Consider the following 22,932-nt stretch of genomic DNA (forward strand, 5'->3'; position numbering starts at 1 on the left):
GCCCACCGCCCTCCTCCGCCGCCGACCCGAAGCGGCCGGCTGCCGCCGGCACACCCCGGACCCTGCCGCCGGGGCCGGCGGTCTCCTCCCGCGAGCATGGCCGAAAAGCAGTTGCAGGCGCCCGTTAGACTGGCCCGTATGGCCATTCTCCTTGCGCATTAGAGCGGCGTCGAAGCCCCGCCGAGCCGTCCTTCCGCCGTTCCGCCCCTTCCGCCGCCCTGGAGTCTGTCCGTGATCACCGCTTCCGGTATCGAGCTGCGCGCCGGTGCCCGCGTCCTCATCGAGTCCGCTTCCTTCCGAGTCGCCAAGGGCGACCGCATCGGCCTGGTCGGCCGCAACGGAGCGGGCAAGACCACCCTCACCAAGTGCCTGGCCGGCGAGGGCCAGCCCGCCGGCGGCACGATCAGCCGCTCCGGCGAGGTCGGCTACCTCCCGCAGGACCCGCGCACCGGCGACCTCGACACGCTCGCCCGCGACCGCGTCCTGTCCGCCCGCGGCCTGGACGTGCTGCTGAAGAAGATGCGCGCCAACGAGGACCGCATCGCCAACGGCACCGGCGCCACCCGCGACAAGGCGCTGCGCCAGTACGAGCGGCAGGAGACCGAGTTCCTGACCAAGGGCGGGTACGCCGCCGAGGCCGAGGCCGCCACCATCGCCGCCGCCCTCGGGCTGCCCGACCGGGTGCTCGGCCAGCCGCTGCACACCCTCTCCGGCGGCCAGCGCCGCCGGGTCGAGCTGGCCCGCATCCTCTTCTCGGACGCCGACACCCTGTTGCTGGACGAGCCGACCAACCACCTCGACGCCGACTCCATCGTCTGGCTCCGCGACTACCTCAAGAGCTACCGCGGCGGCTTCATCGTCATCTCCCACGATGTCGACCTGGTCGAGACGGTCGTCAACAAGGTGTTCTACCTGGACGCCAACCGCTCCCGGATCGACGTCTACAACATGGGCTGGAAGCTCTACCAGCAGCAGCGCGAGGCCGACGAGAAGCGCCGCAAGCGCGAGCGCGCCAACGCCGAGAAGAAGGCCGCCGCGCTCAACTCCCAAGCCGACAAGATGCGCGCCAAGGCCACCAAGACGGTCGCCGCGCAGAACATGGCCCGCCGCGCCGAGCGGCTGCTGTCCGGTCTGGAGGACATCCGCCAGTCCGACAAGGTCGCCAAGCTCCGCTTCCCGGAGCCCGCGCCCTGCGGCAAGACCCCGCTGACCGCCGAGGGGCTTTCCAAGTCCTACGGCTCGCTGGAGATCTTCACCGACGTCGACCTGGCCATCGACAAGGGCTCCCGGGTCGTCATCCTGGGCCTCAACGGTGCCGGAAAGACCACCCTGCTGCGGCTGCTCGCCGGGGTGGAGAAGCCCGACACCGGCGAGGTCACCCCCGGTCACGGCCTCAAGATGGGCTACTACGCGCAGGAGCACGAGACCCTCGACCCGGACCGCACCGTCCTGGAGAACATGCGCTCCGCCGCGCCCGACCTCGATCTGGTCGAGGTCCGCAAGACGCTCGGCTCGTTCCTGTTCTCCGGCGACGACGTGGACAAGCCGGCGGGCGTGCTGTCCGGCGGTGAGAAGACCCGGTTGGCGCTGGCCACCCTGGTCGTCTCCTCGGCCAATGTGCTGCTGCTGGACGAGCCCACCAACAACCTCGACCCGGCCAGCCGCGAGGAGATCCTCGGCGCGCTGCGCACCTACCAGGGCGCCGTCGTCCTGGTCACCCACGACGAGGGCGCGGTGGACGCGCTCCAGCCGGAGCGGATCATCCTCCTCCCCGACGGTGTCGAGGACCTGTGGGGCGCCGACTACGCCGACCTGGTCGCCCTCGCCTGACATCACGCCCGTCCGGTGTCCGGCGCGGTGGCCGTGGTTCGCGCCCGTCCGATACCCGAGCGGGACCGCCGACGGTTTCCCGCCCGCCCGATGCCCGGCGCGGCCGCCAGTGGTTCGCGCCCGGCGGCCGCGCCGGACACGTTCGGCCACCCTCCGGCCACCCCCGGTATGGATCATTCGGCCTAGGCGTGATCCATCATCTGAGTGAGCGCGTCTGGTACTCCGGCGTGGCGGCGACTGAATCCCGGATTCCGCTCCGCCCCCGATGTGGCCTGCATCACGCCGCTCTGACCTGCTGTTTCTTCCCCCGCTCTCGATTCCGGAGCGGCCGGGGCCGCCTCCTCGGGCCGTCCGGACCCGGCTCCGTGCCGTACGGACCTTGTCGAATGGGTGGCCAGGAGCGCCGGTAGGGGTGATCATGAGAAGACCAGAGCGCACTTCCCATGAGGAGGCACGGGTGGCCGAGACTCTGAAGAAGGGCAGCCGGGTGACCGGCGCCGCGCGCGACAAGCTCGCGGCAGACCTGAAGAAGAAGTACGACTCCGGTGCGAGCATCCGTGCGTTGGCCGAGGAAACCGGCCGTTCGTACGGGTTCGTGCACCGGATGCTGAGCGAGTCCGGAGTCACACTGCGGGGACGCGGCGGAGCGACCCGGGGCAAGAAGGCCGCTTCGACGGACTGACGCTCCGCATCGTGAGGCCGTCCCCCTCCACGAGCCTCCGGGCCCGCGGAGGGAGGTCCTCCGGGTGCGCGCGCCGGACGGCGCTGTCGTGGTCACCGGTCCACCCGGTCCGCGGCGCCGCCGACCGGGTGGTTACTGTGCAGTCACTTGTGTGACGGCCGACCGTCCTGTGCGGCCGGTCGGCCGTCGCGCGCTGCCGTGACGCACGGCCGTGCCACGGCCACCGCACAGGATCCGGAGGAGCCATGACCTCGCCCGCCCCTGCCGATGTGCCCGCCCCCGCCGACGTGTTCGAGAAGGACGGCGTACGGCTCACCGTGGAGACTTCCGTCGCCACGGTGACGCTGGCCAACCCGGCCAAGCGCAACGCGCAGTCGCCCGCCCTGTGGCGGGCGCTGGTGGAGGCCGGGCGCTCGCTGCCCGGCAGCGTCCGGGTCGTCGTGCTGCGCGGTGAGGGCAAGTCCTTCTCCGCCGGACTCGACCGGCAGGCCTTCACCCCTGAGGGCTTCGACGGCGAGCCGTCCTTCCTGGACCTGGCGCGCGGCTCGGACGCCGAGCTGGACGCGGTCATCACCGAGTACCAGGAGGCGTTCACCTGGTGGCGCCGGAACGACATCGTCTCCATCGCCGCGGTCCAGGGCCATGCCATCGGTGCCGGCTTCCAGCTCGCCCTCGCCTGCGACCTCCGGGTCGCCGCGCAGGACGTGCAGTTCGCCATGCGCGAGACCAGCCTCGGACTCGTACCCGATCTGACCGGCACGCATCCGCTGGTCGCCGCCGTCGGCTACGCCCGCGCGCTGGAGATCTGCGCCACCGGCCGGTTCGTCCACGCCGAGGAGGCCGAGCGCATCGGGCTGGCCAACATCGTGGTGCCCACCGGCGAACTCGACGGTGCGGTACGGGACCTCACCGCCGCGCTGCTGGCGGCCCCCCGGGACGCGGTCGTGGAGACCAAGGCCCTGCTGCGGGGCGCCCAGGCCCGTACCTACGAGGAGCAGCGCACCGCCGAGCGCGCCGCCCAGGCCCGCCGGCTGCGCGACCTCGCCGGCCTCACCGACTGAGCCCTGCCGGTCCTGCCCGCCCTGCCGGAGGGGGCCGGTCGCCCTCAGTGCGTGCCGGTGACCACCACGACCACCGGCGGTCCGTCCTCCGCCGTCGCGGCCCGTAGAGCACCGCGCACCGCCCGGGCGACATCCAGCGCCCGGCGGCCCGCGGCGGTGGCCAGCTCCACCCGCAGCTGATCGGCCGTCCGGTGAACCGGACGGCCGAAGGTGCCGGTCAGCCGTGCGACACCGGGAACGGCCGCCGCCACCGCCTCGGGTGAACCCACCTCCGCCCCGGCCGCCCCGGTCTCCGACCCGGGCGCGCCCTCGGCCTCGGCGGACGGGTGCTCCGGCAGGGCGTCCAGCAGTGCGGTCGCCCGCAGGTCCACCGCGTCCACCCGCAGCCCCAGCAACTCGTCCGCCGCCGCGAACAGCGCGGTGCGCAGCCGCTCCGCCACCTCGGGGAGCACCGTCCCGGCCACCGCCGCGAAGTCCGCCTCCACCCGCAGCGGCCCCCGCGGCAGCGCACCGGGCGGTTCCGGCGCTTCGGGTTTCGGCGCTTCGGGCTCCGCCGCGGGCGAGCCCGCTGCCGAGCGCACCCGCACTCTGCCCGGCGCGGCCTCCGGCGCCGCCCGGCCCATCGCCTCGCTCAGCACCTCCGCGGCCGCCCGCTCGGCGATCCACGCCCCGTCCGCGAGATCGCCCAGCGGCAGCAGCAGCCCCGGGGCGAGCGCGCCCCGGACCGAGGCGGTCCAGCCACCGCCGCCCGGGCGCCCCTGTTCGCTCCCCACACCGGCGTCCCCGCCCGCGTCGCCCTCGGCCGTCTCCCTGCCCACTCCCGTACTCATTCCTCCACCCTGCCGCATCCCCGACGCGCGACACGCGAACCACTCGTAATGTGGTCAAAAGAGGGCATTCGACTCAAGGAGCACCAGACTCCGCCGGGATCAGGATCGAGATCAAGATCAGGATCGAGATCGAGATCAAGATCAGGGTCAAGATCGGGATCGGGATCGGGATCGGGATCGGATCGGCTTCCGGCGTGACGTGGAGTGGAAGGGATGGACGCTGATGACCGACACGTCGCAGTCCGCGCAGGCGGCCCAGTCCGAGAGGGCGTCCCGGGTCAGGGAGCCGGCGGCCGAGGAGACCAGAAGGGCGCCCGGCGGGCGCCGCAGCGGCGACCCGGCCACCCGGGGCCGTACCACCATCGCGGACGGCGTGGTCGAGAAGATCGCCGGCATGGCGGCCCGCGACGTCGTCGGCGTGCACGCCATGGGCGGCGGGCTGTCCCGCACCTTCGGCGCCGTCCGCGACCGGGTCCCGGGCAAGTCCAGCGTGTCCCGGGGAGTCAAGGCCGAGGTCGGCGAGGTGCAGACCGCCCTCGACCTGGAGATCGTCGTCGATTACGGCGTCTCCATCTCCGATGTCGCCGGCGCCGTCCGGGAGAACGTCGTCTCGGCCGTGGAGCGAATGACCGGGCTGGAGGTCGTCGAGGTCAACATCGCCGTCAGCGATGTGAAGCTGCCGGACGAGGAGGACGAGGACGAGGAGCAGGAGACCCGGATCCGATAGCGCCCGGCCGGGCGATCGCCGAGGCGGCGAGGACCCGGCGGCGGGCGCGGGCGGGGACCGTACGGCCGCTGAGGCCGGTGCGGTCAAGTACGGGCAGTGTGGGCAGCGTGCGAGAGGAACGGACGCATGAACATGGCGGTGGTCGGCCTGCTGGCCGGTATGGCGCTGGGCTTCGCCGGCTACTTCGGCGGATTCGGCGCGTTCGTGCTGGTCGCCGCTCTGGGCGCGATCGGCTTCGTGGCGGGCCGGTTCCTGGAGGGCGACCTGGAACCGGGCGAGTTCTTCCGGAGCCGCGACCGCGACGACCGGCGGCGGTGACGGGATGGCGGGGGCGACGGCCTCCCCGCCCGGCGCCCGGCGTACGGCGGAAGGCGGAGAGGCGGACGACGGTTCCGGGCTGGGCGGAGGAGCGGGGGGCGGCCGGGTCAGGGCCGCCGAACGCGGGGCGACCAGTATCGCCGACCGGGTGGTGGCGAAGATCGCCGCCCGGGCCGCGCGGGAGGCGCTCGGCACCGCCTCCGGGCCCGCTGCCGGGACGGCTGACCGGGCCGAGCAGGGTGGCGGCCTGCCGCCCGGTGCCGGGCCGCCCCGGACCACGGTGGTCGTGCACCGGGACAGCGCCCGGGTGCACGTCAGCCTGGAGCTGGGCTACCCCTGCGACCTGGGCGCCCGGTGCGCCGCGGTGCGCCGGCAGGTGACCCGGCGGGTGGAGACCCTGGCCGGACTGGCCGTACAGGAGGTCGCGGTGCATGTGGAACGGCTGCACTCGGCGCAGACCTCGGACAAGAGCGTGAGCGGCGGGAGGGTCCGATGAACGCGGCCGAACCGGACCCGGACCCGGCACCCACCCGGCCGGTAGCGATGACGAAGACCGGGGCCGAAGGAACGGACACGTCGGGTATGGATGAGACGCCGGCCGCCGAAGCCCCGGCCTCCCGCCACCCCGGACGCTTCTGGTCGGTACGCCGGGTGCCCGCCACGCTGCTCGCGCTGGTACTGCTCGGCGGGTCGGGTCTGCTGCTGTACGACCTGGCGTCGGTGCGCGCCGGACGCCCGGGCATGCGGTGGCGGCGGGTACTGACCGAGGACCTGGCCACCCGCCCCCTGGACAACGTGTGGACGGTCGTCGCCGCGGCGGTGGCGGTGGCGCTCGGCGTATGGCTGCTGGCCCTCGCCCTTACCCCCGGGCTGCGGGCGGTGCTGACGATGCGGCCCGGGCCCAACGGCCTGCGCGCCGGCCTCGGCCGGGACGTGGTGGAGCGGGTGCTGCACGACCGGGCGATGGCGGTTCCCGGAGTGCGTTCGGTACGGGTACGGGCCAAGCGCCACAAGGCCGCGGTCCGGGCCGTCGCCCACTTCCGCGAACTGCCCGAGGTGCGCGGCGACGTGGAGGCGGCACTGGCCGCCGGGGTACGGGAGCTGGGCCTGGCCCGGCCTCCGGCGCTGGCGGTGCATGTCGTACGCCCACCGCGCCAGCGGTGACGGGCGAGACGGGAGCAGAGAGGTGGCAGGGATGCTGCGGGGAGCGAACCGGGCCCTGGTGGGCCTGCTCGGACTGGTGCTGCTCGGCGCGGGCGGCGTGCTGCTCGCCGCCGCGCTGGGGCTGGACGTGCCGTCCTGGTGGCCCTGGCACGGCCCGGACTCCGTGCTGCTGAGTGACGCCGCACGGGACCGGGTGCCCTGGGCGGCGGCCGTCGCCGGCTCGGCCGCCCTCATGGTGCTCGCCCTGATCTGGCTGCTCGCCCAACTGCGCCGGCCGAGGCTGGCGGAGGTGCTGGTCGACACCGGCGACGGCGAGGGCGCCGTGCTGCGCGGGCGCGCCCTGGAGGACGCGGTGGCCGCCGAGGCCGAGGCCATGGACGGGGTCTCCCGGGCCCGGGTCCGGCTGACCGGCCGCCGTGCCGCACCGGCCGCCCGGGTCTCGCTGCTGATGGAGCCGTACGCGGCACCCGGTGAGGCCCTGACCCGGCTGGCGGACGGCGCCCTGCGCCACGCCCGGGAGTCGGCCGACCTGCCCGCCCTGCCGACCGAAGCCCGCCTACGCGCCGCCCGCCACCCCTCCGGCCGCGTCAGCTGACGCCGGCCACCTCCAGCCAAAGCCCCGCCCGCCGGGACCCGTCCCGTCACCCGGGAGGCCCCGGCGCCTGGTCCGGCATCCCGAAGGCAGCCGGTGCCCGTCCTTCACCCCGGGGCGCTCGGCCGCGGCACTCCCGGGGGCGACGCGCCCGGCCCGGCACCCCGGGAGGTGACGTCCGGCGTCCTGCCGGGGTCGGTCGGCGCGCTGCCCGGGTGAGGATTGGCGCCTTGTCCGGGAGCGGGTGGCCGCCCTGTCCTGGAGCGGGTCGCTGTCATGAGCCCCGGTCGCCCGCCCGGGCCGGGTTTCAGTTCTTGCCCCCGGACCGGGACTCCAGCCTGGAGTCGTTCGTACCGGGCCACGGCACCGGCCCAGGCGTCGCGAAATGCCAGAACCCGGCCTCGGGCCTCGCCCCCCCGGGGCACCGTCAGGCCCCGACCTCCCCCGCGAACGTAGAACCCGGTCCCCGCCCCGCCCGCCGGGGCCCCTCAGAAGCCGGCCCGGCTGCCGCCGTCGATCGGGACCATCACCCCGGTGATGTACGAGGCCGCCGGGGAGAGCAGGAACGCGGCCGCCGTGCCGAACTCCTCCGGGGTGCCGTAGCGGCCCAGCGGAACGCGCTGCTCGGCGGCGGCGCGGGAGGCCGCCGGGTCGCCGCCGAGGGCGTCCAGCTCGCGGACCCGGTCGGTGTCGATCCGGCCGGGGAGCAGCCCGACCACCCGTACCCCGCGCGGCCCGACCTCGTCCGCCAGCGAGGCGGCGAAACCGGCCAGCCCGGGCCGCAGCCCGTTGGAGATGGTCAGCCCCGGGAGCGGCTCGTACACCGAGCCGGAGAGCACCAGGCCGATCGCCCCGCCGTCACCCGTCTCGGCCAGCGCGGCCGCCGAGGCGCGGGCCAGCCGGACCGCGCCCAGGAAGACCGACTCGAAGGCGGCCCGCCACTGCTCGTCGGTGTTGCCCAGCGCCGAACCGGGCGCCGGGCCGCCCACGCTGACCAGGGTGCCGTCGAACCGGCCGAACCGCTCCCTCGCCGTCCCGATCAACCGTTCGGCCGCATCGGGGTCGGCGTTGTCCAGGGCCACGCCCACCGCGTTCGGCCCCAGCCCCTCGGCCGCCGCGGCGACCGCCTTCTCGTCCCGTGCGGAGAGGACGACCTTCGCACCCTCGGCCGCCAGCGCCCGCGCGGAGGCGTGGCCCAGTCCGCGCGAGGCGCCGGTCACCACGTACACCCGGTCCTTCAGTCCCAGATCCATGCGCCTATCCTGCCGTGTCCGCCGTCCCCGCCCCGTCGGGGGCCTCGGCCACAGTGCCGGCCGGGGCGGCCGGGGCGGCCGGGGCATCGACGTTCTCCCGTTCCAGCGCGAGGGCGGTGTTCACCAGCCCGATATGGCTGAACGCCTGCGGGTAGTTGCCGAGCTGGCGGCCGGCCGAGGCGTCGTACTCCTCCGCCAGCAGTCCGACGTCGTTGCGCAGCGCCAGCAGCCGCTCGAACAGCTCCCGGGCCTCCTCCACCCGCCCGGTCATCAGCAGCGCGTCCGCCATCCAGAACGAGCAGACCAGGAACGTCCCCTCCTCACCGGGCAGCCCGTCCACGGCCGCCCCCTCGGTGCTGTACCGGTGGATGAAGCCGTTGTGGCCCAGCTCCTCGCGGATCGCGTCCACCGTGCCGATCGCCCGCGGGTCGTCCGGCGGCAGGAAGCCGAAGCGCAGCATCAGCAGGACCGCCGCGTCCAGCTCCTTGGAGCCGTACGACTGGGTGAAGGTGTTGCGGACCGGGTCGTACCCGTTCTCGCACACGTCCCGGTGCACCTCGTCGCGCATCCGGCGCCAGCGGTTGACGTCACCGGGCAGTGAGGGGTCGTCCTCCATGGTCCGCACCGCCCGGTCCGCGGCCACCCAGGCCATCACCTTGGAGTGCACGAAGTGCCGGCGCGGCCCGCGTACCTCCCACAGCCCCTCGTCCGGCTGGCGCCAGGTCGACTCCAGGAAGCCCAGCAGGCTCAGCTGGAGGTTCCAGGCGTGCCGCTGCGCCGGCAGCCCGGCCTCCTTCGCCAGCCACAGCGAGTCGATGACCTCCCCGTAGACATCGATCTGCAACTGCTCCACGGCGGCGTTCCCGGTACGGACCGGGGTGGAGCCCGCGTACCCGCGCAGCCAGGGCAGCTCCGCCTCCGGCAGCCGCCGTTCGCCCGCCAGCCCGTACATGATCTGCAGGTCCGCCGGGTCGCCCGCCACCGCCCGCAGCAGCCAGTCGCGCCACTCGGCGGCCTCGTCCAGATAGCCGGCGGCGATCAGCGCGCCGAGCGTGAGCGTGGAGTCCCGCAGCCAGCAGAAGCGGTAGTCCCAGTTCCGTACACCGCCCAGCTCCTCGGGCAGCGAGGTGGTCACCGCGGCCACGATCCCGCCGGTGGGGGCGTAGGTCATCGCCTTCAGGGTGATCAGGGAGCGGAGCACCGCCTCCCGGTACGGCCCCTGGTAGGTGCAGCGCCCCGCCCACTCGGCCCAGTCCTCCAGGGTGTGCTCCAGCGCCTCGAACGGGTCGATCTGCGAGGGGCGCACCTCGTGCGAGGGGTGCCAGGTCAGCACGAACGCCACCCGCTCGCCCTCCGACACCTCGAACGCCGAGCAGGTGCTGAACTGCTGGCCCCAGGTGCGTACCTCCGGCTCGCTGCGGAGCCATATCGAGTCGGGGCCCGCGACCGCCACCCGGTGCCCGTCCACCCGGCGCACCCAGGGCACGATGTTGCCGTAGTCGAAGCGCAGCCGGAGCACCGAGGACATCTCCACCGTGCCGCTGACGCCCTCGACGATCCGCACCACGTCCGGGGCCTGGTCGCGCTGCGGCATGAAGTCGACGACCTTCACGGTGCCGGTACGGGTCTCCCAGACCGTCTCCAGTACCAGGGACTCGCCCCGGTAGCCGCGCGAGGTGCACCGCCCGGCGCCCTGGGGGGCGAGCCGCCAGTGCCCGTTGTCCTCCGTGCCCAGCAGCGCGGCGAAACAGGCCGCCGAGTCGAACCGCGGCAGGCACAGCCAGTCGATGGAGCCGTCCATGCCCACCAGCGCGGCGGTCTGCAGATCGCCGATGAGGGCGTAGTCCTCGATACGTTGCGTCACGCTCAGGCGTCTTCCCACCTGGTACGACGGCTAAGCCCGCCGCCGTGGCGGTCGCCCCCGCCCGGCCGAGGGACCATGTCCGGCCGCCCGGAAGCCGCGGTGCGGGGAGGGTGGGTCCGGCGGGCAGCCGCGGCCCGCCGAAACTGCCGGGATACGGCAATGACAGGGCCCGAGCGCGGGTGGGATCATGGGTCCGGCCCCGGGAAGCCTTCCGGGGCGGTGCGCAGGGCCGGTACGCCGGTACGTCCCGTACCGGGGTCCGTACGAAGGGGGCGGGGGACATGGGGGTATTCCTCGGGCTGGGCATCGCCGGGATCGTGCTGCTCGTCGCCTCGCTGGTGCTCGACGGAGTGCTGGAGGGCGTCTTCGACGGGGTGGGCGGCCTGCTGGACGGCTGGCTCTCCCTGCCGGTGATCGCCGGGTTCGTCTCGATGCTCGGCTTCACCGGGGCGATCGTGCTCGGCACCACCGGGCTGGGCGCGGGCCCCGCCACCGCGGTCGGAGCCGTGGCCGGATCCGGCGCCGGGTGGCTCACCTGGCGGGTCAGCCGGGCCCTGATGAACGACGGGGGTACGGGCGCTCCGCGCGGCGACGACCTCATCGGCACCACCGGGACCGTGGTCACCGCCATCCCCGGCGAGGGGTACGGCGAGGTGCTGCTGCGGGTGGCCGGCCAGCCGGTGAAGTTCGCCGCCCGATCGGCCGGCCCGGTCGGGCGCGGCGCGGAGGTGTGGGTCGAGCAGGCGCTGTCGCCGAGCGCGGTCCTGGTCCGCCCGGTGGAACGCTGACGGGTCGTTTCCTCCCGCTGCCGCCGTCGTCCTCCGGCCCTCCCACCTCCTCCCGCCTTTCTCCTCCGTACGCCCCCTTCCTTCATTCCTTTCCGCATATCAGCCCCAACGATCTGCCTCCTCGGGACGGCAGGAGGGAGACGCCCTATGAGTCCGGTCGCCATCGCAGTGGTGGGAGTCGTCGTACTCCTGGTGCTGCTCGGCCTCGTCGTGATCACGCGCTACAAGGTCGCCGGTCCCAGCGAGGCGTTCATCATCACCGGCCGCCGCGGCAAGAAGTCCACCGACCCGGAGACGGGGCGGGTCTTCACCGACAACAGCGGCCAGAAGGTCGTGGTCGGCGGAGGGGTCTTCGTCGTCCCCTTCGTCCAGCAGCGGTTCACCCTGGACCTCTCCTCCCGGCACATCCCCGTCGCCGTGCGCGGTGCGGTGACCCTGCGCGGGGTCAAGGCCAACCTCGAAGGTGTCGCCATCGTCAAGGTGGGCGGCGGCGAGGACTCGATCCGGGCGGCCGCCCAGCGGTTCCTGATGCAGCAGAACGGCATCGTCGGCTTCACCCAGGAAGTGCTCTCGGGCGCGCTGCGGTCCATCGTGGGCCGGATGTCGGTGGAGGACATCATCCGCGACCGGGCGGCCTTCGCCGGGCAGGTCGCCGAGGAGGCCGAGGCCAGCCTGTCGGGGCAGGGCCTGGTGCTGGACGCCTTCCAGATCCAGGACATCACCACCGAGGGCTCCTATCTGGAGGACCTCGGCCGGCCCGAGGCCGCCCGCGCCCGCCAGGAGGCCGACATCGCCGAGGCCGTCGCCCGCCGGGCGTCGGAGCAGGCCCGGCTGAAGGCCGAGGAGGAGATCGCGATCGCCCAGCGGACGTTCGCGCTCAAGCAGGCCGAGATCAAGGCCGAGACCGACGAGGCGGCCGCGAAGGCCGCGGCCGCCGGGCCGCTCGCCGAGGCCGACCGGCAGCAGGAGATCCTCAGCCAGCAGGAGAAGGTCGCCGAGCGGCAGGCCGCGCTCACCGACCGGGAGCTGGACACCAAGGTGCGCAAGCCCGCCGACGCCGCCCGCTACCAGGCCGAGCAGGAGGCCGAGGCCCGTCGGATCGCCCAGGTCAAGGAGGCCGAGGCGGACGCCCAGCGGGCCCGGCTGACCGGTGAGGGCGAGAAGGCCCACCGGGCCGCGCTGGCCGACGCGGTGCGGATCGAAGGTGAGGCCGAGGCCGCGGCCATCGCCGCGAAGGGTTCGGCCGAGGCGGAGGCGATGCGGAAGAAGGCCGACGCGTTCGCCCAGTACGGAGACGCGGCGGTGCTCCAGATGCTGGTCGAGGTGCTGCCGCAGGTCGTCGGCAAGGCGGCCGAACCGCTGAGCGCCGTGGACAAGATGACGGTCATCTCCACCGACGGCGCCACCAAGCTGACCCGGACCGTCACGGACAACGTGGCCCAGGGCATGGAGCTGCTGAACTCCGCCACCGGTCTCGATCTGGCGGACCTGCTGAAGGGGCTCACCGCCCGCAGCCTCGGCACGGCGCCCGTGCCGGAGCAGTCCGCCCCGTCCGGCGGCAGGGCCGAGCAGGTCGGCTGACGCCGACGGAGCCGAGGCCCTCGGCCAGGCGTGTCCGGAGGGGCCCGGGTCAGGGGGCAGGGGTCAGGAGGCGGTGCCCGGGGCCCCCGCCACCGCCTCCGGACGCTCGCCGTCCGCGCCCCCCGCGCCCTCGGCTTCCGCCGCCGTCGCTTCGGCCGCGGCGGCGGCCAGCCGGTCGCGGCGCTCACGCCGGACCAGCACCACCCAGCCCACCGGCACGGCGGCGACGAACAGCCACCACTGCACCGCGTACGCCATATGGGGGCCGATGGAGTCGTGGTCGGGCTCGGGGATCTGCTCGGGCCGGCCGTCGGCGGGCGTCGGAGCGGTCTGCTCCACATAGCCGCCGAGCACCGGCCGCCCCAGGGTCTTCGCCGCCTGCTCGCTGTCGATCAGCATCACCTGGCGGGGTGGCAGGCCCTTGAGGTCCTTGATCCCGCTGGCCCCGGTCGTCTCGTCCGCCTTGAGCCGACCGGTGATCGTGACGCGGCCCTTGGGCGCGGGCGGCACATCGGGGTAGGTCATCTGGTCGGGGGCGGCGGGGACCCAGCCGCGGTTCACCAGCACCGCGCGGCCGTCGGGGAGCACCAGCGGGGTGAGCACCAGCACACCGATCCGCTCGTCGGCCGAGGTGCGGCGGCGCACCACCACCTCGTGCTTCGCGTCGAAGGTGCCGGTCACGCTGGTGCGGCGCCAGTAGTCCGAACGGGGCACGGTGTGGCCCGGGGAGGTCAGCTCCGTCACCGGTACCGGCTCCGCCCGCAGGTTGTCCTCGATCAGCCGGTTCTGCTCGACCCGGTGCTCGTGCCGGTGGTACTGCCAGAAGCCCAGCTCGACCATCACGGGCATGAGCACGAGGGCCAGCAGGGTGAGGATCACCCACTGCCGGGACAACAGGAAGCGGTACACCCCATGACCGTACAACTCGGGCCCCGGCCCGCCAGGCCCGGGGTCCCGGACCGCCCGCCCGAAGCGGGGGAGGCGCGAGCCGGGAGCCCGCCCCGGGTGGGGCCCCGGTCGCCCGGCGAACCGACTGGGGCCACCCGATGGTCCGGGCCCGGAGCCGGCCGCCCGGTGGTCCGTTCCGCACGCCGCCGCCCGGTGGTCCGGCCCGCACCCGGCTGACGGCCCGGGGCGAGCTCGGCCGACGACCCCGGCTTACCTCGGTCTACGGGCCCAGGCCGTGATTGGCGGACGACTCAGGCCCGGCCCCGGCCAGCGCTCCCGGCCGCCCCGCGCCGACGGTCCGGCTGACCTCGGCCTACGGTCCGGGCCGACAACGGTTTACGGGTCGGGCTGATCCCGATCTACCGGAATCGGTGGCCGTGATGGTCACCGAGGAGAAGAAGGCCATGTGATGGGCCGACTCAACAGACGGATCCCGACTCGGCTCCCACGGTCGGCCCCCTGTGCACGTGGACACCCCATCCTGCGACCAGAGATCCGAACGAAACGGCCTAGCCGACCTTGCCCTACGGGCCCGGGGCCGGACCCCGCGCCGATGGTTCGGGGCGGGGTCAGGCGGCCGCCCGGGCCCGCCCCCGGCGACGATTCGGCGGAGGTGGGCCCGGGCGGTGATGCCGGCCGGCTTCGGGGCGCGCCCGACACCGCGTCGTTCAGACCTTGTCGACGATGCCGACCGCCCCCCTCTCCGCGCGGGCGCAGTGCGCTCCGCAGAACCAGTGCCCCTCCACCTCGACGCCCTGCCCGATGATCTGGACCCGGCAGTGCTCGCAGATCGGCGCCATGCGGTGGATGGCGCAGGCGAAGCAGTCGAAAACGTGCACCGCGCCCTGCGCGTGCACCTCGAAGGACATGCCGTAGTCGTTTCCGCAGACCTCACAACGTGCCATGCGCCACAGGGTGCGGCGCGGCACCCTGCCCGCCGGGGAGCAACGCCCGGTCCGTCACCCGTCTGCCGCCGCGCTCCCGCCGGGGGCCGGGGCAACGTCCCGCAGCAGCTGGGTGAAGGCCGCCTCGTCGATCACCGGGGTCCCGTACGCCTTCGCCTTGACCGTCTTGGAGGTGGCCGAGTCCGGGTCGTTGGTGACCAGCACACTGGTGAGCCGGGAAACACTGGTGGCGATGTGCAACCCGGCCTCGACCGCGCGGTCCTCCAGCAGCTCCCGCTCCACCGAGGTGTCACCGGAGAAGGCCACCCGCATCCCCTGCACCAGCGCCCCGCCGACCTCGTAGCGGCCAGGGTTCGGATACGGGCAGGGCGTCCGCTTCTTGGTGGGGCGCCAGCCGCCCGGGCGGTACGAGGCCTGCCGGCCGACCCGCGGGGTGGCGGGGCCGGAGGCCCACTCGGTCAGCGGCAGGCACTCCAGCAGCGGGAGCCGCACACCCCCGGCGGCGGCCGCGTGCAGGCTCGGCCGGAACGCCTCCGCCAGCACCCGGGCGTCGTCCAGGGCATGGTGCGCGCGCTGCTGCACGACGCCGAAGTGGCTTGCCAGCGCCTCCAGGCGGAAGTTGGGCAGCGGCAGGCCCAGCTCCTTGGAGAGCGCGATGGTGCACAGCCGCTGGCGGACCGGAGCGGTGCGCTCCGCCCGGGCGTACTCGCGCGCGATCATCGACCAGTCGAAGACCGCATTGTGCGCGACGAGCACCCGCCCGTCGAGCCGCGCCGAGAACTCGGCCGCGATCTCCGCGAAGAGCGGAGCGCCCTCCAGCACCTCGCTGGTCAGTCCGTGGATCCACACCGGGCCCGGGTCGCGCTCGGGGTTGACCAGGGTGTACCAGTGGTCCTCCACCTCGCCCCGGGCGTCCAGCCGGTAGACGGCAGCCGACACTATCCGGTCGTCGCGGGCGAGCCCGGTGGTCTCCACGTCGACCACCGCGTACCCCTGCGGGTAGGCGGAGGGCCAGATGCCTGCTGTCGTCGGATCGTCGAGCATGGTTCCCGAGAATAGAGCCCGCCACCGACAACGCGGTCGGCGGGCGGCCCGGACACCCGTACGGCATGGGCGGATTGACCGAGTGGAATGTCCGTTTCATTGCGGTACGGGAGTGTGGTGCCGGGGGTGCCGGCGGGTGGGGTGGTGGGTGTGGTGGCGGGCGTGATGGATCGTCAGGGCGTCGGCCGCCGCCGCTGGCCGTCGTCATCCGTGGTCCGTCCACCGCGCCGGGTCCGCTCCCCATCGCCCCGACGGACGGGCCCAGTCCACCGGGCCGCCCTGGTAGGACACCGGTGAGCGCACATAGCCCAGCAGACCGAGAGGCCCGACCCTTTCCCGCATCCACCGCCCGGGCTCGCCCCCACCCCGGTCGTCCGCTTCCCGGGCAGCCCCTCTCCCGGACGGCCCCGCCGCCGGGGGGTGCTCCGGGCGCAGTTCGCGGAGCAGCCAGTGCGCGGTGCGGGCGAGGGTCAGCCGGGCGAGGGCACCGCCGCCGTCCTGGTGCCGCTCGGTCAGCGAGCGGAGCACGGCGGCGGCCAGCAGGTAGCCCGTACCGTGGTCCAGCGCCTGTGCCGGAAGGGCGCCAGGGGCGGCCGGGGAGCCCTCCAGCTCGGCGATGCCCGTGGCGGCTTGGACCAGGCTGTCGAAGCCGCGCCGTCCCCGCCAGGGCCCCTGGCGGCCCCAGGCGGACAGTTCCGCGACCACCAGCCCGGGGCGGGCGGCGGCCAGCTTCCGGGCGCCGAGCCCGAACCGGTCGAGGGCGCCGGGGCGGTACCCGGTCACCACCACGTCCGCCTGCCCGAGGAGGTCTGCGAAGGTCCGGCGGTCGGCCGCCCGGCCCAGGTCGAGCAGGGCCGACCGCTTGCCGAGCCCGGTGTCGTTGTGCGCCTCCTGACTCTCCGGCAGGAAGGGGGCATCGATCCGCAGCACCTCCGCGCCGAGCAGCGCCAGCGTCCGGGTGGCGACCGGCCCGGCCAGCACCCGGGTCAGATCCAGCACCCGCAGGCCCGCGCACGGCTGGGCGAGCGGGTCGGCGGCGGCCGGGAGCGGGAGGGACCCGCCGGTGCGCTCCCTCGTCAGCAGCGGCTGCCCGGCGAGGAGGGCGCCCTGCTCGCCGGCCACCCAGCGGTCGGGGGACCGTACCGCCACGGCGAGGCCCCCGGCCGCGTACACCGCCTCCTCCACCTCCTCGGCGGTCCGGGCGGCGACCGCCTGCGCCACCAGGGCGGGGAGCCCGTCGCCGCCGTCCGGCAGCCCGAGGGCGGCAAGCAGCCGGGCGCGGTGGTGCGGGTAGTTGGCGTGGGTGCGGACAAGGCCGTCCGAAGCGCGCCAGAACCGGGAGAGCGGGGCGAAGGTGTCCCAGGCCCGGCCGTCCAGCCGGACCAGCCGGTCGCTGACGAAGGCGGCGGCCACCGCCCCGTCGTCCACCGAGACCGGGGGGACGGATCGCCGCCCGGCGCGTATCGCGGCCAGCTCGGCGGCGGCCAGCGAGCAGACCGCCACCGCCGAGCGGGCCAGCTCCCGCACCGGCAGCCGGGCGGGCAGCGGACCGCCACCACCGAGGGCGGCGAGGTAGGTGACACGGTCGAGGAGCGCGGGCTCGCCGTCGAGCGCCCGCCATGCCCCCGCGGCACCACCGCCGATGCCGACCGCTTCTTCCCGAGGTTCCATGATCTTGAGGATGGCACCCGGCGCCGGGCGGCGGAATGGTGCCACCCGGCGAATACGAGCGGGGGCCTCCCGGCGTACACGGAGGGGGCCTCCCGGCGTACGCGAAGGGAGCTTCCCGGTGTCCTCGACCTCCGGGAAGCCCCCCATGACCTACGGGAACGGGACCCGCGGGCCCGTTACTTGCGGACGGCCCTCAGCGCGTTGGTCAGACCGGCGCCGTAGAAGCTGTTGTCGTCCACACCGCCGGTGCAGACCGCGTCCACCGTGCCGTCGCCGTTGATGTCGTACGGCTCCGGGCAGGCGGTGCTCTCGGCCTGGCTGGTGAGCAGCCGCTCCACCTTGTCCGCCGAGGCGCCCGGGTGGGTGGACTTGATCAGCGCGGCCACACCGGCCACATGCGGGGAGGCCATCGACGTACCGGCCTTGTAGCCGTACTTGCCGCCCGGCAGCGTGGAGAGGATGAGGCCGTTGGTGGCCGGGGCCTGCGGCGGCTGGTAGACGGTGGAGTCACCACCCGGCGCGGCGATGTCCACCACACCCAGGCCGTAGTTGGAGTACGAGGACTTGAGGTCCTTGGCACCGGTCGCCGACACGGTGATCACACCGTCCAGCATGGTCGGCACGTCCGGGCAGACCGACGGGTCGACCTTGCGCTCGACCGGGGTGGTGTCGTTGGGGCTGGTGGTGTCGGTGACCTCGTCCGCCGCCAGGTCGGTGCGGGCGTTGCCGGCCGCCGCGACGTTGACGGTGCCCTTGTCCCAGGCGTACGAGGTGGCCCGCTGGAGCGCCTCGACCAGGGCGCCCTGGTCCAGGTCGTTCTTGCAGGTGAACTGCCACGGGTCCACGTAGTAGCTGTTGTTGGTGATCTCGACGCCGTTCTCGGCGGCCCACATGAAGCCGCAGACCACGGCCTCGGTGTAGAAGAAGCCGTCCGGGGTGGAGACCTTGATGCCGGAGACCTTCACACCGGGGGCGACACCGGTGATGCCCACACCGTTCTTGGCGGCGGCGATGGTGCCCGCGACATGGGTGCCGTGGTCGCTCTCGCCGGCGGCCGGGCGCCAGGAGCCGGGCGTGGTGTCCGCCTTGCCGCTCACGCAGTTCGCGGAGGCGGCGGTGTCGAAGTTGGGCGCCAGGTCCGGGTGGGTGTCGTCCACACCGGTGTCGATGACCGCGACGGTCACCTTCTTGCTGCCGAGGGTCTTCTCGTGCGCCTTGTCGGCCTTGATGGCCGGCAGGTCCCACTGGAGCGGCTGGAACGGGTCCTCGTCGTCCTCCGCCTTTGCCGCGGCCTCGCGGGCCTCCTTGGCGCTCAGCGGCTGCTCGGCGGCGCGGACGTCGGTGGTGCTCGCGGCGGCCAGCGGCGCGGTCCGGGTGGCGCCCGCGGACTTCACACCCCGCACGGTGCGTATCGTCTTGGCGAACTCCGGGTTCGTCGAGTGGACGACGATCACGCCTATCTTGTCGTAGGACGTGACGATCTCCCCGCCCGCCTGGGATATCGCCTTCTTCACCGCCTTGGCGGTCGCGTTCCCGCCCGAGACGTTCACCACGTACGACAGCTTCGGGCCGACCGTGCGGACGCTCGCCACGGCGGGCGCATCCGTCTGCGGGACGGCCGCGGCGGCCGCCGGCATCAGACCGAGCGAGGCGGTGAGGGCCAGACCGGCGGGCAGCGCGAGTACGCGCCCGCGACCGGTTCCCAGATGAGCCATGGGTTCTCCACATCATCCGTGACGTCCGTCCGCACACGGCTGCGTGTGGACGGGTACATGACGAGCGAAGCTATCGCCGATCATCCCCGTCCTTCAATGGGTGCAGGGGAGTTGGCGGTCAAGTGGATCAGCGCCCTCCGGAACCGGCGTCCCTGCCCGCCCGGCGCGGGGGCGCACGCGGCCCGGCGCGCGGTGGCCGAAGAACGACCGTCACCGGAAAGAGGCCGCAGGTGAACCGCGTCGCCGCGGCGTCCGTGCCGTTGTCATGTCAGGGGGGCTGCCTCAATCGAGCGCCGGCTCCCGGCCGATCGCCGGCCGTCACGTCCGTTGCCCAGCGCAGCCGCGTCAACGAGGAGAGTTCCGTGGCCACCGCAAGCCCGCCGCCGCCCGAGGACCGACCGGACAGCCGTCCCGTCCACCCCACGACCGAGGAGTTCGAGCAGGTTCAGGAGAGCGCCGAGTTCGGTGAACTGCGCCGGTCCTACCGCTCCTTCGCCTTCCCGCTGACCATCGCCTTCATCTCCTGGTACCTGCTGTACGTCCTGCTGTCCAACTACGCGGGCGGCTTCATGGGCACCAGGCTCTTCGGCAACATCAACGTGGCCCTGGTCCTGGGCCTCGCCCAGTTCCTCACCACCTTCCTGATCGCCTGGTTCTACTCGCGCCACGCCGCGGCGAAGCTCGACCCCAAGGCCGAGGCCATCAAGTCCCGTATGGAGGCCGGAGCATGAGCAGCACCCACAGCGTCCTGCTGACCACCGCGGCCGCCAACGACGCCTCCGAGCACCGGCCGCTGATCATCACCCTCTTCGCGGCCTTCGTCCTCGCCACCCTCGCCATCACCATCTGGGCCGGCCGGCAGACCAGATCCGCGGCCGACTTCTACGCCGGCGGGCGGCAGTTCACCGGCTTCCAGAACGGGCTCGCCATCTCCGGCGACTACATGTCCGCCGCGTCCTTCCTCGGCATCGCCGGCGCCATCTCCCTCTTCGGCTACGACGGCTTCCTCTACTCCATCGGCTTCCTGGTCGCCTGGCTGGTGGCCCTGCTGCTGGTCGCCGAACCGCTGCGCAACTCCGGCCGCTACACCATGGGCGACGTCCTCGCCTACCGGATGCGCCAGCGCCCGGTCCGCACCGCCGCCGGCACCTCCACCATCGTGGTGTCGATCTTCTACCTGCTCGCCCAGATGGCCGGCGCCGGCGTCCTGGTCTCGCTGCTGCTCGGCATCACCTCCGACGGCGGCAAGATCGCCATCGTCGCCCTGGTCGGCGTGCTGATGATCCTCTACGTGACCATCGGCGGCATGAAGGGCACCACCTGGGTCCAGATGGTCAAGGCCGTGCTGCTCATCGCCGGCACCCTGCTGATCACCTTCCTGGTGCTGCTGAAGTACGGCTTCAACGTCTCCGAACTCCTCGGCAAGGCCGCCGAGAACAGCGGCAAGGGCGCCGCCTTCCTGGAGCCCGGCCTCAAGTACGGGCTGACGCCCACCTCCAAGCTGGACTTCCTCTCCCTCGGCATCGCCCTGGTCCTCGGCACCGCCGGACTGCCGCACATCCTCATCCGCTTCTACACCGTGCCCACCGCCAAGGCCGCCCGGAAGTCGGTCAACTGGGCCATCGGCATCATCGGCGCCTTCTACCTGATGACCATCGCCCTCGGCTTCGGCGCCGCCGCCATCGTCGGTCCCGCGGAGATCATCGCCTCCAACAAGGCCGGCAACACCGCCGCCCCGCTGCTCGCCCTGCACATCGGGGGAGTGGACTCGGCCGGCGGCGCCATCCTGCTCGCGGTCATCTCCGCCGTCGCCTTCGCCACCATCCTCGCCGTGGTCGCCGGACTGACCCTCGCCTCCTCCTCGTCCTTCGCCCATGACATCTACGCCAACGTCATCCGCAAGGGCCAGGCCACCGAGAAGGAGGAGGTACGCGCCGCCCGCTACGCCACCGTGCTGATCGGCATCGTCTCCATCGGCCTCGGCGCCATGGCCCGCGACCTCAACGTGGCCGGCCTGGTCGCGCTCGCCTTCGCGGTCGCCGCCTCCGCCAATCTGCCCACCATCCTCTACAGCCTGTTCTGGAAGCGGTTCACCACCCAGGGCGCGCTCTGGTCGATCTACGGCGGACTGGCCTCCTCCGTGCTGCTGGTGCTGTTCTCGCCGGTCGTCTCCTCCAAGCCGACCTCGATGTTCCCGGGCGTCGACTTCGCCTGGTTCCCGCTGGAGAACCCCGGGCTGATCTCCATCCCGCTCGGCTTCCTCCTCGGCTGGCTCGGCTCGCTGCTCTCCAAGGAGGAGCCGGACCGCGGCAAGTACGCCGAGCTGGAGGTCAAGTCCCTCACCGGCGTCGGCGCCCACTGACCCCGGGCCGGGCTCCGGGCCCGATGCCTCTCGGCCACCCTGGGTGACCGACCGCGGCCGTGTCGTGGCGATCTCGTAGATCCCTACGACGCGGCCGCGCCGCTTGTGTGGTCAATGGCCCGTGTCGTTGTCCTACCCCTCGCGTAGGCTCAATGAGGAGACGTGAACCGGACAGACAGCCGGGAGACGGACCGCAACGGACAACCGGACAGACGACCGGGAAGACGGACTGCCGGGAAGGGGGCCCTACCGTGCTCATCGACACCTTCGGCCGCGTGGCCACCGACCTGCGTGTGTCGCTCACCGACCGGTGCAACCTGCGCTGCACCTACTGCATGCCCGAAGAGGGCCTCCAGTGGCTCGCCAAGCCCGACCTGCTCACCGACGACGAGATCGTCCGGCTGATCCACCTGGCCGTCACCGAGCTCGGCATCACCGAGGTCCGCTTCACCGGCGGCGAGCCCCTGCTCCGCCCTGGCCTCGTCGGCATCGTCGAGCGCTGCGCCGCGCTGGAGCCCCGCCCCACCATCTCCCTGACCACCAACGGCATCGGGCTCAAGCGCACCGCCCCCGCCCTGAAGGCCGCCGGGCTGGACCGGGTCAACGTCTCGCTGGACACCCTGCGCCCGGACGTCTTCAAGACCCTCACCCGCCGGGACCGCCACCGGGACGTCATCGAGGGACTGCACGCCGCCCGGGACGCCGGCCTCACCCCCGTCAAGGTCAACTCCGTGCTGATGCCGGGGCTCAACGACGACGAGGCCCCCGAGCTGCTCGCCTGGGCGGTCGAGCACGACTACGAGCTGCGCTTCATCGAGCAGATGCCGCTCGACGCCCAGCACGGCTGGAAGCGCGACGGCATGATCACCGCCGGGGACATCCTCACCTCGCTGCGCACCCGCTTCACCCTCGCCCCGGAGGGCGACGAGCAGCGCGGCTCGGCCCCCGCCGAGCGCTGGGTGGTGGACGGCGGCCCGCACCGCGTCGGCGTGATCGCCTCGGTGACCAGGCCGTTCTGCCGGGCCTGCGACCGCACCCGGCTCACCGCCGACGGCCAGGTCCGCACCTGTCTGTTCGCCCGCGAGGAGACCGACCTGCGGGCCGCCCTCCGCTCCGGCGCCCCGGACCGGGAGATAGCCGAGCTGTGGCGGACCGCGATGTGGGGCAAGAAGGCCGGTTCCGGTCTGGACGACCCCAGCTTCCTCCAGCCCGACCGGCCCATGTCCGCGATTGGCGGCTGAAGGATCCGTCGCCATCGGCGGCTGGGAACCCGTCGCCATCGGCGGCTGAGGCGGACAGCCGGGTCAGTGGTCGGTGCCGCCCTGCCGGGACTCCCACTCGGCCAGCGCCACCACGTCCTTCAGGAACCCGCGTACTCCCAGGAACTGCGACAGGTGCTCGCGGTGCTCCTCGCACGCCAGCCAGGTCTTACGGCGGTCCGGGGTGTGCAGCTTGGGGTTGTTCCACGCCAGCACCCACACCGCCGCGGCCCGGCAGCCCTTCGCTGAGCAGATCGGAGCGTCGGCCTCGACGGGTTCGGGACTCGGAAACACGCGTACACGTCCAACGTTCACGAAAGCGGCTGGGAGAAGACGAA

22 protein-coding genes are annotated in these 22,932 nt (G+C 73.4%); 13 read left to right on the forward strand and 9 right to left on the reverse strand.

Annotated elements, in window-relative coordinates; genetic code table 11:
* The first annotated feature begins 231 nt into the window (after nucleotides 1–231).
* From abc-f to ABZ945_RS24030, 3 genes are all read left to right on the forward strand, one after another.
* Complete coding sequence (gene abc-f, locus ABZ945_RS24020; protein WP_361273047.1) at nucleotides 232–1,830, forward strand: ribosomal protection-like ABC-F family protein; 1,599 nt, start codon at nucleotides 232–234, stop codon at nucleotides 1,828–1,830.
* Between the two features lie 457 nt (nucleotides 1,831–2,287).
* On the forward strand, nucleotides 2,288–2,512 hold the full coding sequence (locus tag ABZ945_RS24025; protein WP_248634645.1) for a helix-turn-helix domain-containing protein: 225 nt from the start codon (nucleotides 2,288–2,290) through the stop codon (nucleotides 2,510–2,512).
* A 245-nt stretch (nucleotides 2,513–2,757) separates the two neighbouring features.
* Nucleotides 2,758–3,573, forward strand: coding sequence for an enoyl-CoA hydratase/isomerase family protein (locus ABZ945_RS24030; RefSeq protein ID WP_361273050.1), 816 nt, complete (start codon nucleotides 2,758–2,760; stop codon nucleotides 3,571–3,573).
* Between the two features lie 44 nt (nucleotides 3,574–3,617).
* Here the strand turns inward: ABZ945_RS24030 and ABZ945_RS24035 are convergent, their stop codons facing one another.
* Nucleotides 3,618–4,403, reverse strand: a complete 786-nt coding sequence (locus ABZ945_RS24035) for a hypothetical protein (RefSeq protein WP_361273053.1) — start codon at nucleotides 4,401–4,403, stop codon at nucleotides 3,618–3,620.
* Between the two features lie 223 nt (nucleotides 4,404–4,626).
* On the opposite strand from ABZ945_RS24035, the gene ABZ945_RS24040 reads away from it, so the two are divergent.
* From ABZ945_RS24040 to amaP, 5 genes are all read left to right on the forward strand, one after another.
* Entirely contained in the window at nucleotides 4,627–5,130 is a 504-nt protein-coding gene (locus ABZ945_RS24040; RefSeq protein ID WP_361273056.1) for an Asp23/Gls24 family envelope stress response protein, read from the forward strand.
* A gap of 126 nt (nucleotides 5,131–5,256) precedes the next feature.
* Nucleotides 5,257–5,448: a hypothetical protein gene (locus ABZ945_RS24045; RefSeq protein WP_105870093.1), complete on the forward strand. Its 192-nt coding sequence runs from the start codon at nucleotides 5,257–5,259 to the stop codon at nucleotides 5,446–5,448.
* A 4-nt stretch (nucleotides 5,449–5,452) separates the two neighbouring features.
* Entirely contained in the window at nucleotides 5,453–5,944 is a 492-nt protein-coding gene (locus ABZ945_RS24050; protein ID WP_361273061.1) for an Asp23/Gls24 family envelope stress response protein, read from the forward strand.
* Nucleotides 5,945–6,030: 86 nt separating this feature from the next.
* Nucleotides 6,031–6,612, forward strand: coding sequence for a DUF6286 domain-containing protein (locus ABZ945_RS24055; RefSeq protein WP_361273063.1), 582 nt, complete (start codon nucleotides 6,031–6,033; stop codon nucleotides 6,610–6,612).
* Nucleotides 6,613–6,643: 31 nt separating this feature from the next.
* Nucleotides 6,644–7,207: an alkaline shock response membrane anchor protein AmaP gene (gene amaP / locus ABZ945_RS24060; RefSeq protein WP_361273066.1), complete on the forward strand. Its 564-nt coding sequence runs from the start codon at nucleotides 6,644–6,646 to the stop codon at nucleotides 7,205–7,207.
* Between the two features lie 485 nt (nucleotides 7,208–7,692).
* Here the strand turns inward: amaP and ABZ945_RS24065 are convergent, their stop codons facing one another.
* Nucleotides 7,693–8,457: an SDR family oxidoreductase gene (locus ABZ945_RS24065; protein ID WP_361273068.1), complete on the reverse strand. Its 765-nt coding sequence runs from the start codon at nucleotides 8,455–8,457 to the stop codon at nucleotides 7,693–7,695.
* Nucleotides 8,458–8,461: 4 nt separating this feature from the next.
* On the reverse strand, nucleotides 8,462–10,321 hold the full coding sequence (locus ABZ945_RS24070) for a glycoside hydrolase family 15 protein (RefSeq protein WP_361273071.1): 1,860 nt from the start codon (nucleotides 10,319–10,321) through the stop codon (nucleotides 8,462–8,464).
* A gap of 281 nt (nucleotides 10,322–10,602) precedes the next feature.
* On the opposite strand from ABZ945_RS24070, the gene ABZ945_RS24075 reads away from it, so the two are divergent.
* Both ABZ945_RS24075 and ABZ945_RS24080 read left to right on the forward strand, forming a co-directional pair.
* On the forward strand, nucleotides 10,603–11,109 hold the full coding sequence (locus tag ABZ945_RS24075; RefSeq protein ID WP_361273074.1) for a hypothetical protein: 507 nt from the start codon (nucleotides 10,603–10,605) through the stop codon (nucleotides 11,107–11,109).
* Between the two features lie 147 nt (nucleotides 11,110–11,256).
* The gene (locus tag ABZ945_RS24080) at nucleotides 11,257–12,690 is read left to right on the forward strand and encodes an SPFH domain-containing protein (RefSeq protein ID WP_361273077.1); all 1,434 of its coding nucleotides are present in this window, start codon (nucleotides 11,257–11,259) and stop codon (nucleotides 12,688–12,690) included.
* A 63-nt stretch (nucleotides 12,691–12,753) separates the two neighbouring features.
* Here ABZ945_RS24080 and ABZ945_RS24085 read toward each other — a convergent pair whose 3' ends face one another.
* The 5 genes from ABZ945_RS24085 to ABZ945_RS24105 all read right to left on the reverse strand — a co-directional run bounded on the left by ABZ945_RS24085 (nucleotide 12,754) and on the right by ABZ945_RS24105 (nucleotide 18,973).
* Nucleotides 12,754–13,599, reverse strand: a complete 846-nt coding sequence (locus ABZ945_RS24085) for an SURF1 family protein (RefSeq protein WP_361273080.1) — start codon at nucleotides 13,597–13,599, stop codon at nucleotides 12,754–12,756.
* Nucleotides 13,600–14,306: 707 nt separating this feature from the next.
* A complete protein-coding gene (locus ABZ945_RS24090; protein ID WP_248634632.1) occupies nucleotides 14,307–14,543 on the reverse strand; it encodes a hypothetical protein in 237 nt (78 codons plus the stop codon).
* A 54-nt stretch (nucleotides 14,544–14,597) separates the two neighbouring features.
* Nucleotides 14,598–15,587 (reverse strand): DEDDh family exonuclease, encoded by a 990-nt coding sequence (locus ABZ945_RS24095; RefSeq protein WP_361273082.1) that lies wholly within the window; start codon nucleotides 15,585–15,587, stop codon nucleotides 14,598–14,600.
* Nucleotides 15,588–15,791: 204 nt separating this feature from the next.
* Entirely contained in the window at nucleotides 15,792–17,258 is a 1,467-nt protein-coding gene (locus tag ABZ945_RS24100) for a CoA transferase (protein ID WP_361273085.1), read from the reverse strand.
* A 176-nt stretch (nucleotides 17,259–17,434) separates the two neighbouring features.
* Nucleotides 17,435–18,973: a S8 family serine peptidase gene (locus tag ABZ945_RS24105; protein ID WP_361273088.1), complete on the reverse strand. Its 1,539-nt coding sequence runs from the start codon at nucleotides 18,971–18,973 to the stop codon at nucleotides 17,435–17,437.
* A gap of 362 nt (nucleotides 18,974–19,335) precedes the next feature.
* Here ABZ945_RS24105 and ABZ945_RS24110 point away from each other — a divergent pair, with 362 nt between their 5' ends.
* The 3 genes from ABZ945_RS24110 to moaA all read left to right on the forward strand — a co-directional run bounded on the left by ABZ945_RS24110 (nucleotide 19,336) and on the right by moaA (nucleotide 22,576).
* A complete protein-coding gene (locus ABZ945_RS24110; RefSeq protein WP_361273091.1) occupies nucleotides 19,336–19,704 on the forward strand; it encodes a DUF485 domain-containing protein in 369 nt (122 codons plus the stop codon).
* On the forward strand, nucleotides 19,701–21,335 hold the full coding sequence (locus ABZ945_RS24115; RefSeq protein ID WP_361273093.1) for a cation acetate symporter: 1,635 nt from the start codon (nucleotides 19,701–19,703) through the stop codon (nucleotides 21,333–21,335). The genes ABZ945_RS24110 and ABZ945_RS24115 overlap by 4 nt, the downstream gene beginning before the upstream one ends.
* Nucleotides 21,336–21,586: 251 nt before the next feature.
* Nucleotides 21,587–22,576 carry a GTP 3',8-cyclase MoaA gene (gene moaA, locus ABZ945_RS24120; RefSeq protein WP_361273096.1) on the forward strand — a complete coding sequence of 330 codons (990 nt, stop codon included), beginning with the start codon at nucleotides 21,587–21,589 and terminating at the stop codon, nucleotides 22,574–22,576.
* Between the two features lie 63 nt (nucleotides 22,577–22,639).
* On the opposite strand, the gene ABZ945_RS24125 is transcribed toward moaA, so the two are convergent.
* Entirely contained in the window at nucleotides 22,640–22,888 is a 249-nt protein-coding gene (locus ABZ945_RS24125; protein ID WP_361273098.1) for a hypothetical protein, read from the reverse strand.
* Between the last annotated feature and the right edge of the window lie 44 nt (nucleotides 22,889–22,932).

The sequence above is a fragment of the Streptomyces sp. NPDC046887 genome (assembly GCF_040644755.1).
GTDB lineage: Bacteria > Actinomycetota > Actinomycetes > Streptomycetales > Streptomycetaceae > Streptomyces > Streptomyces lichenis.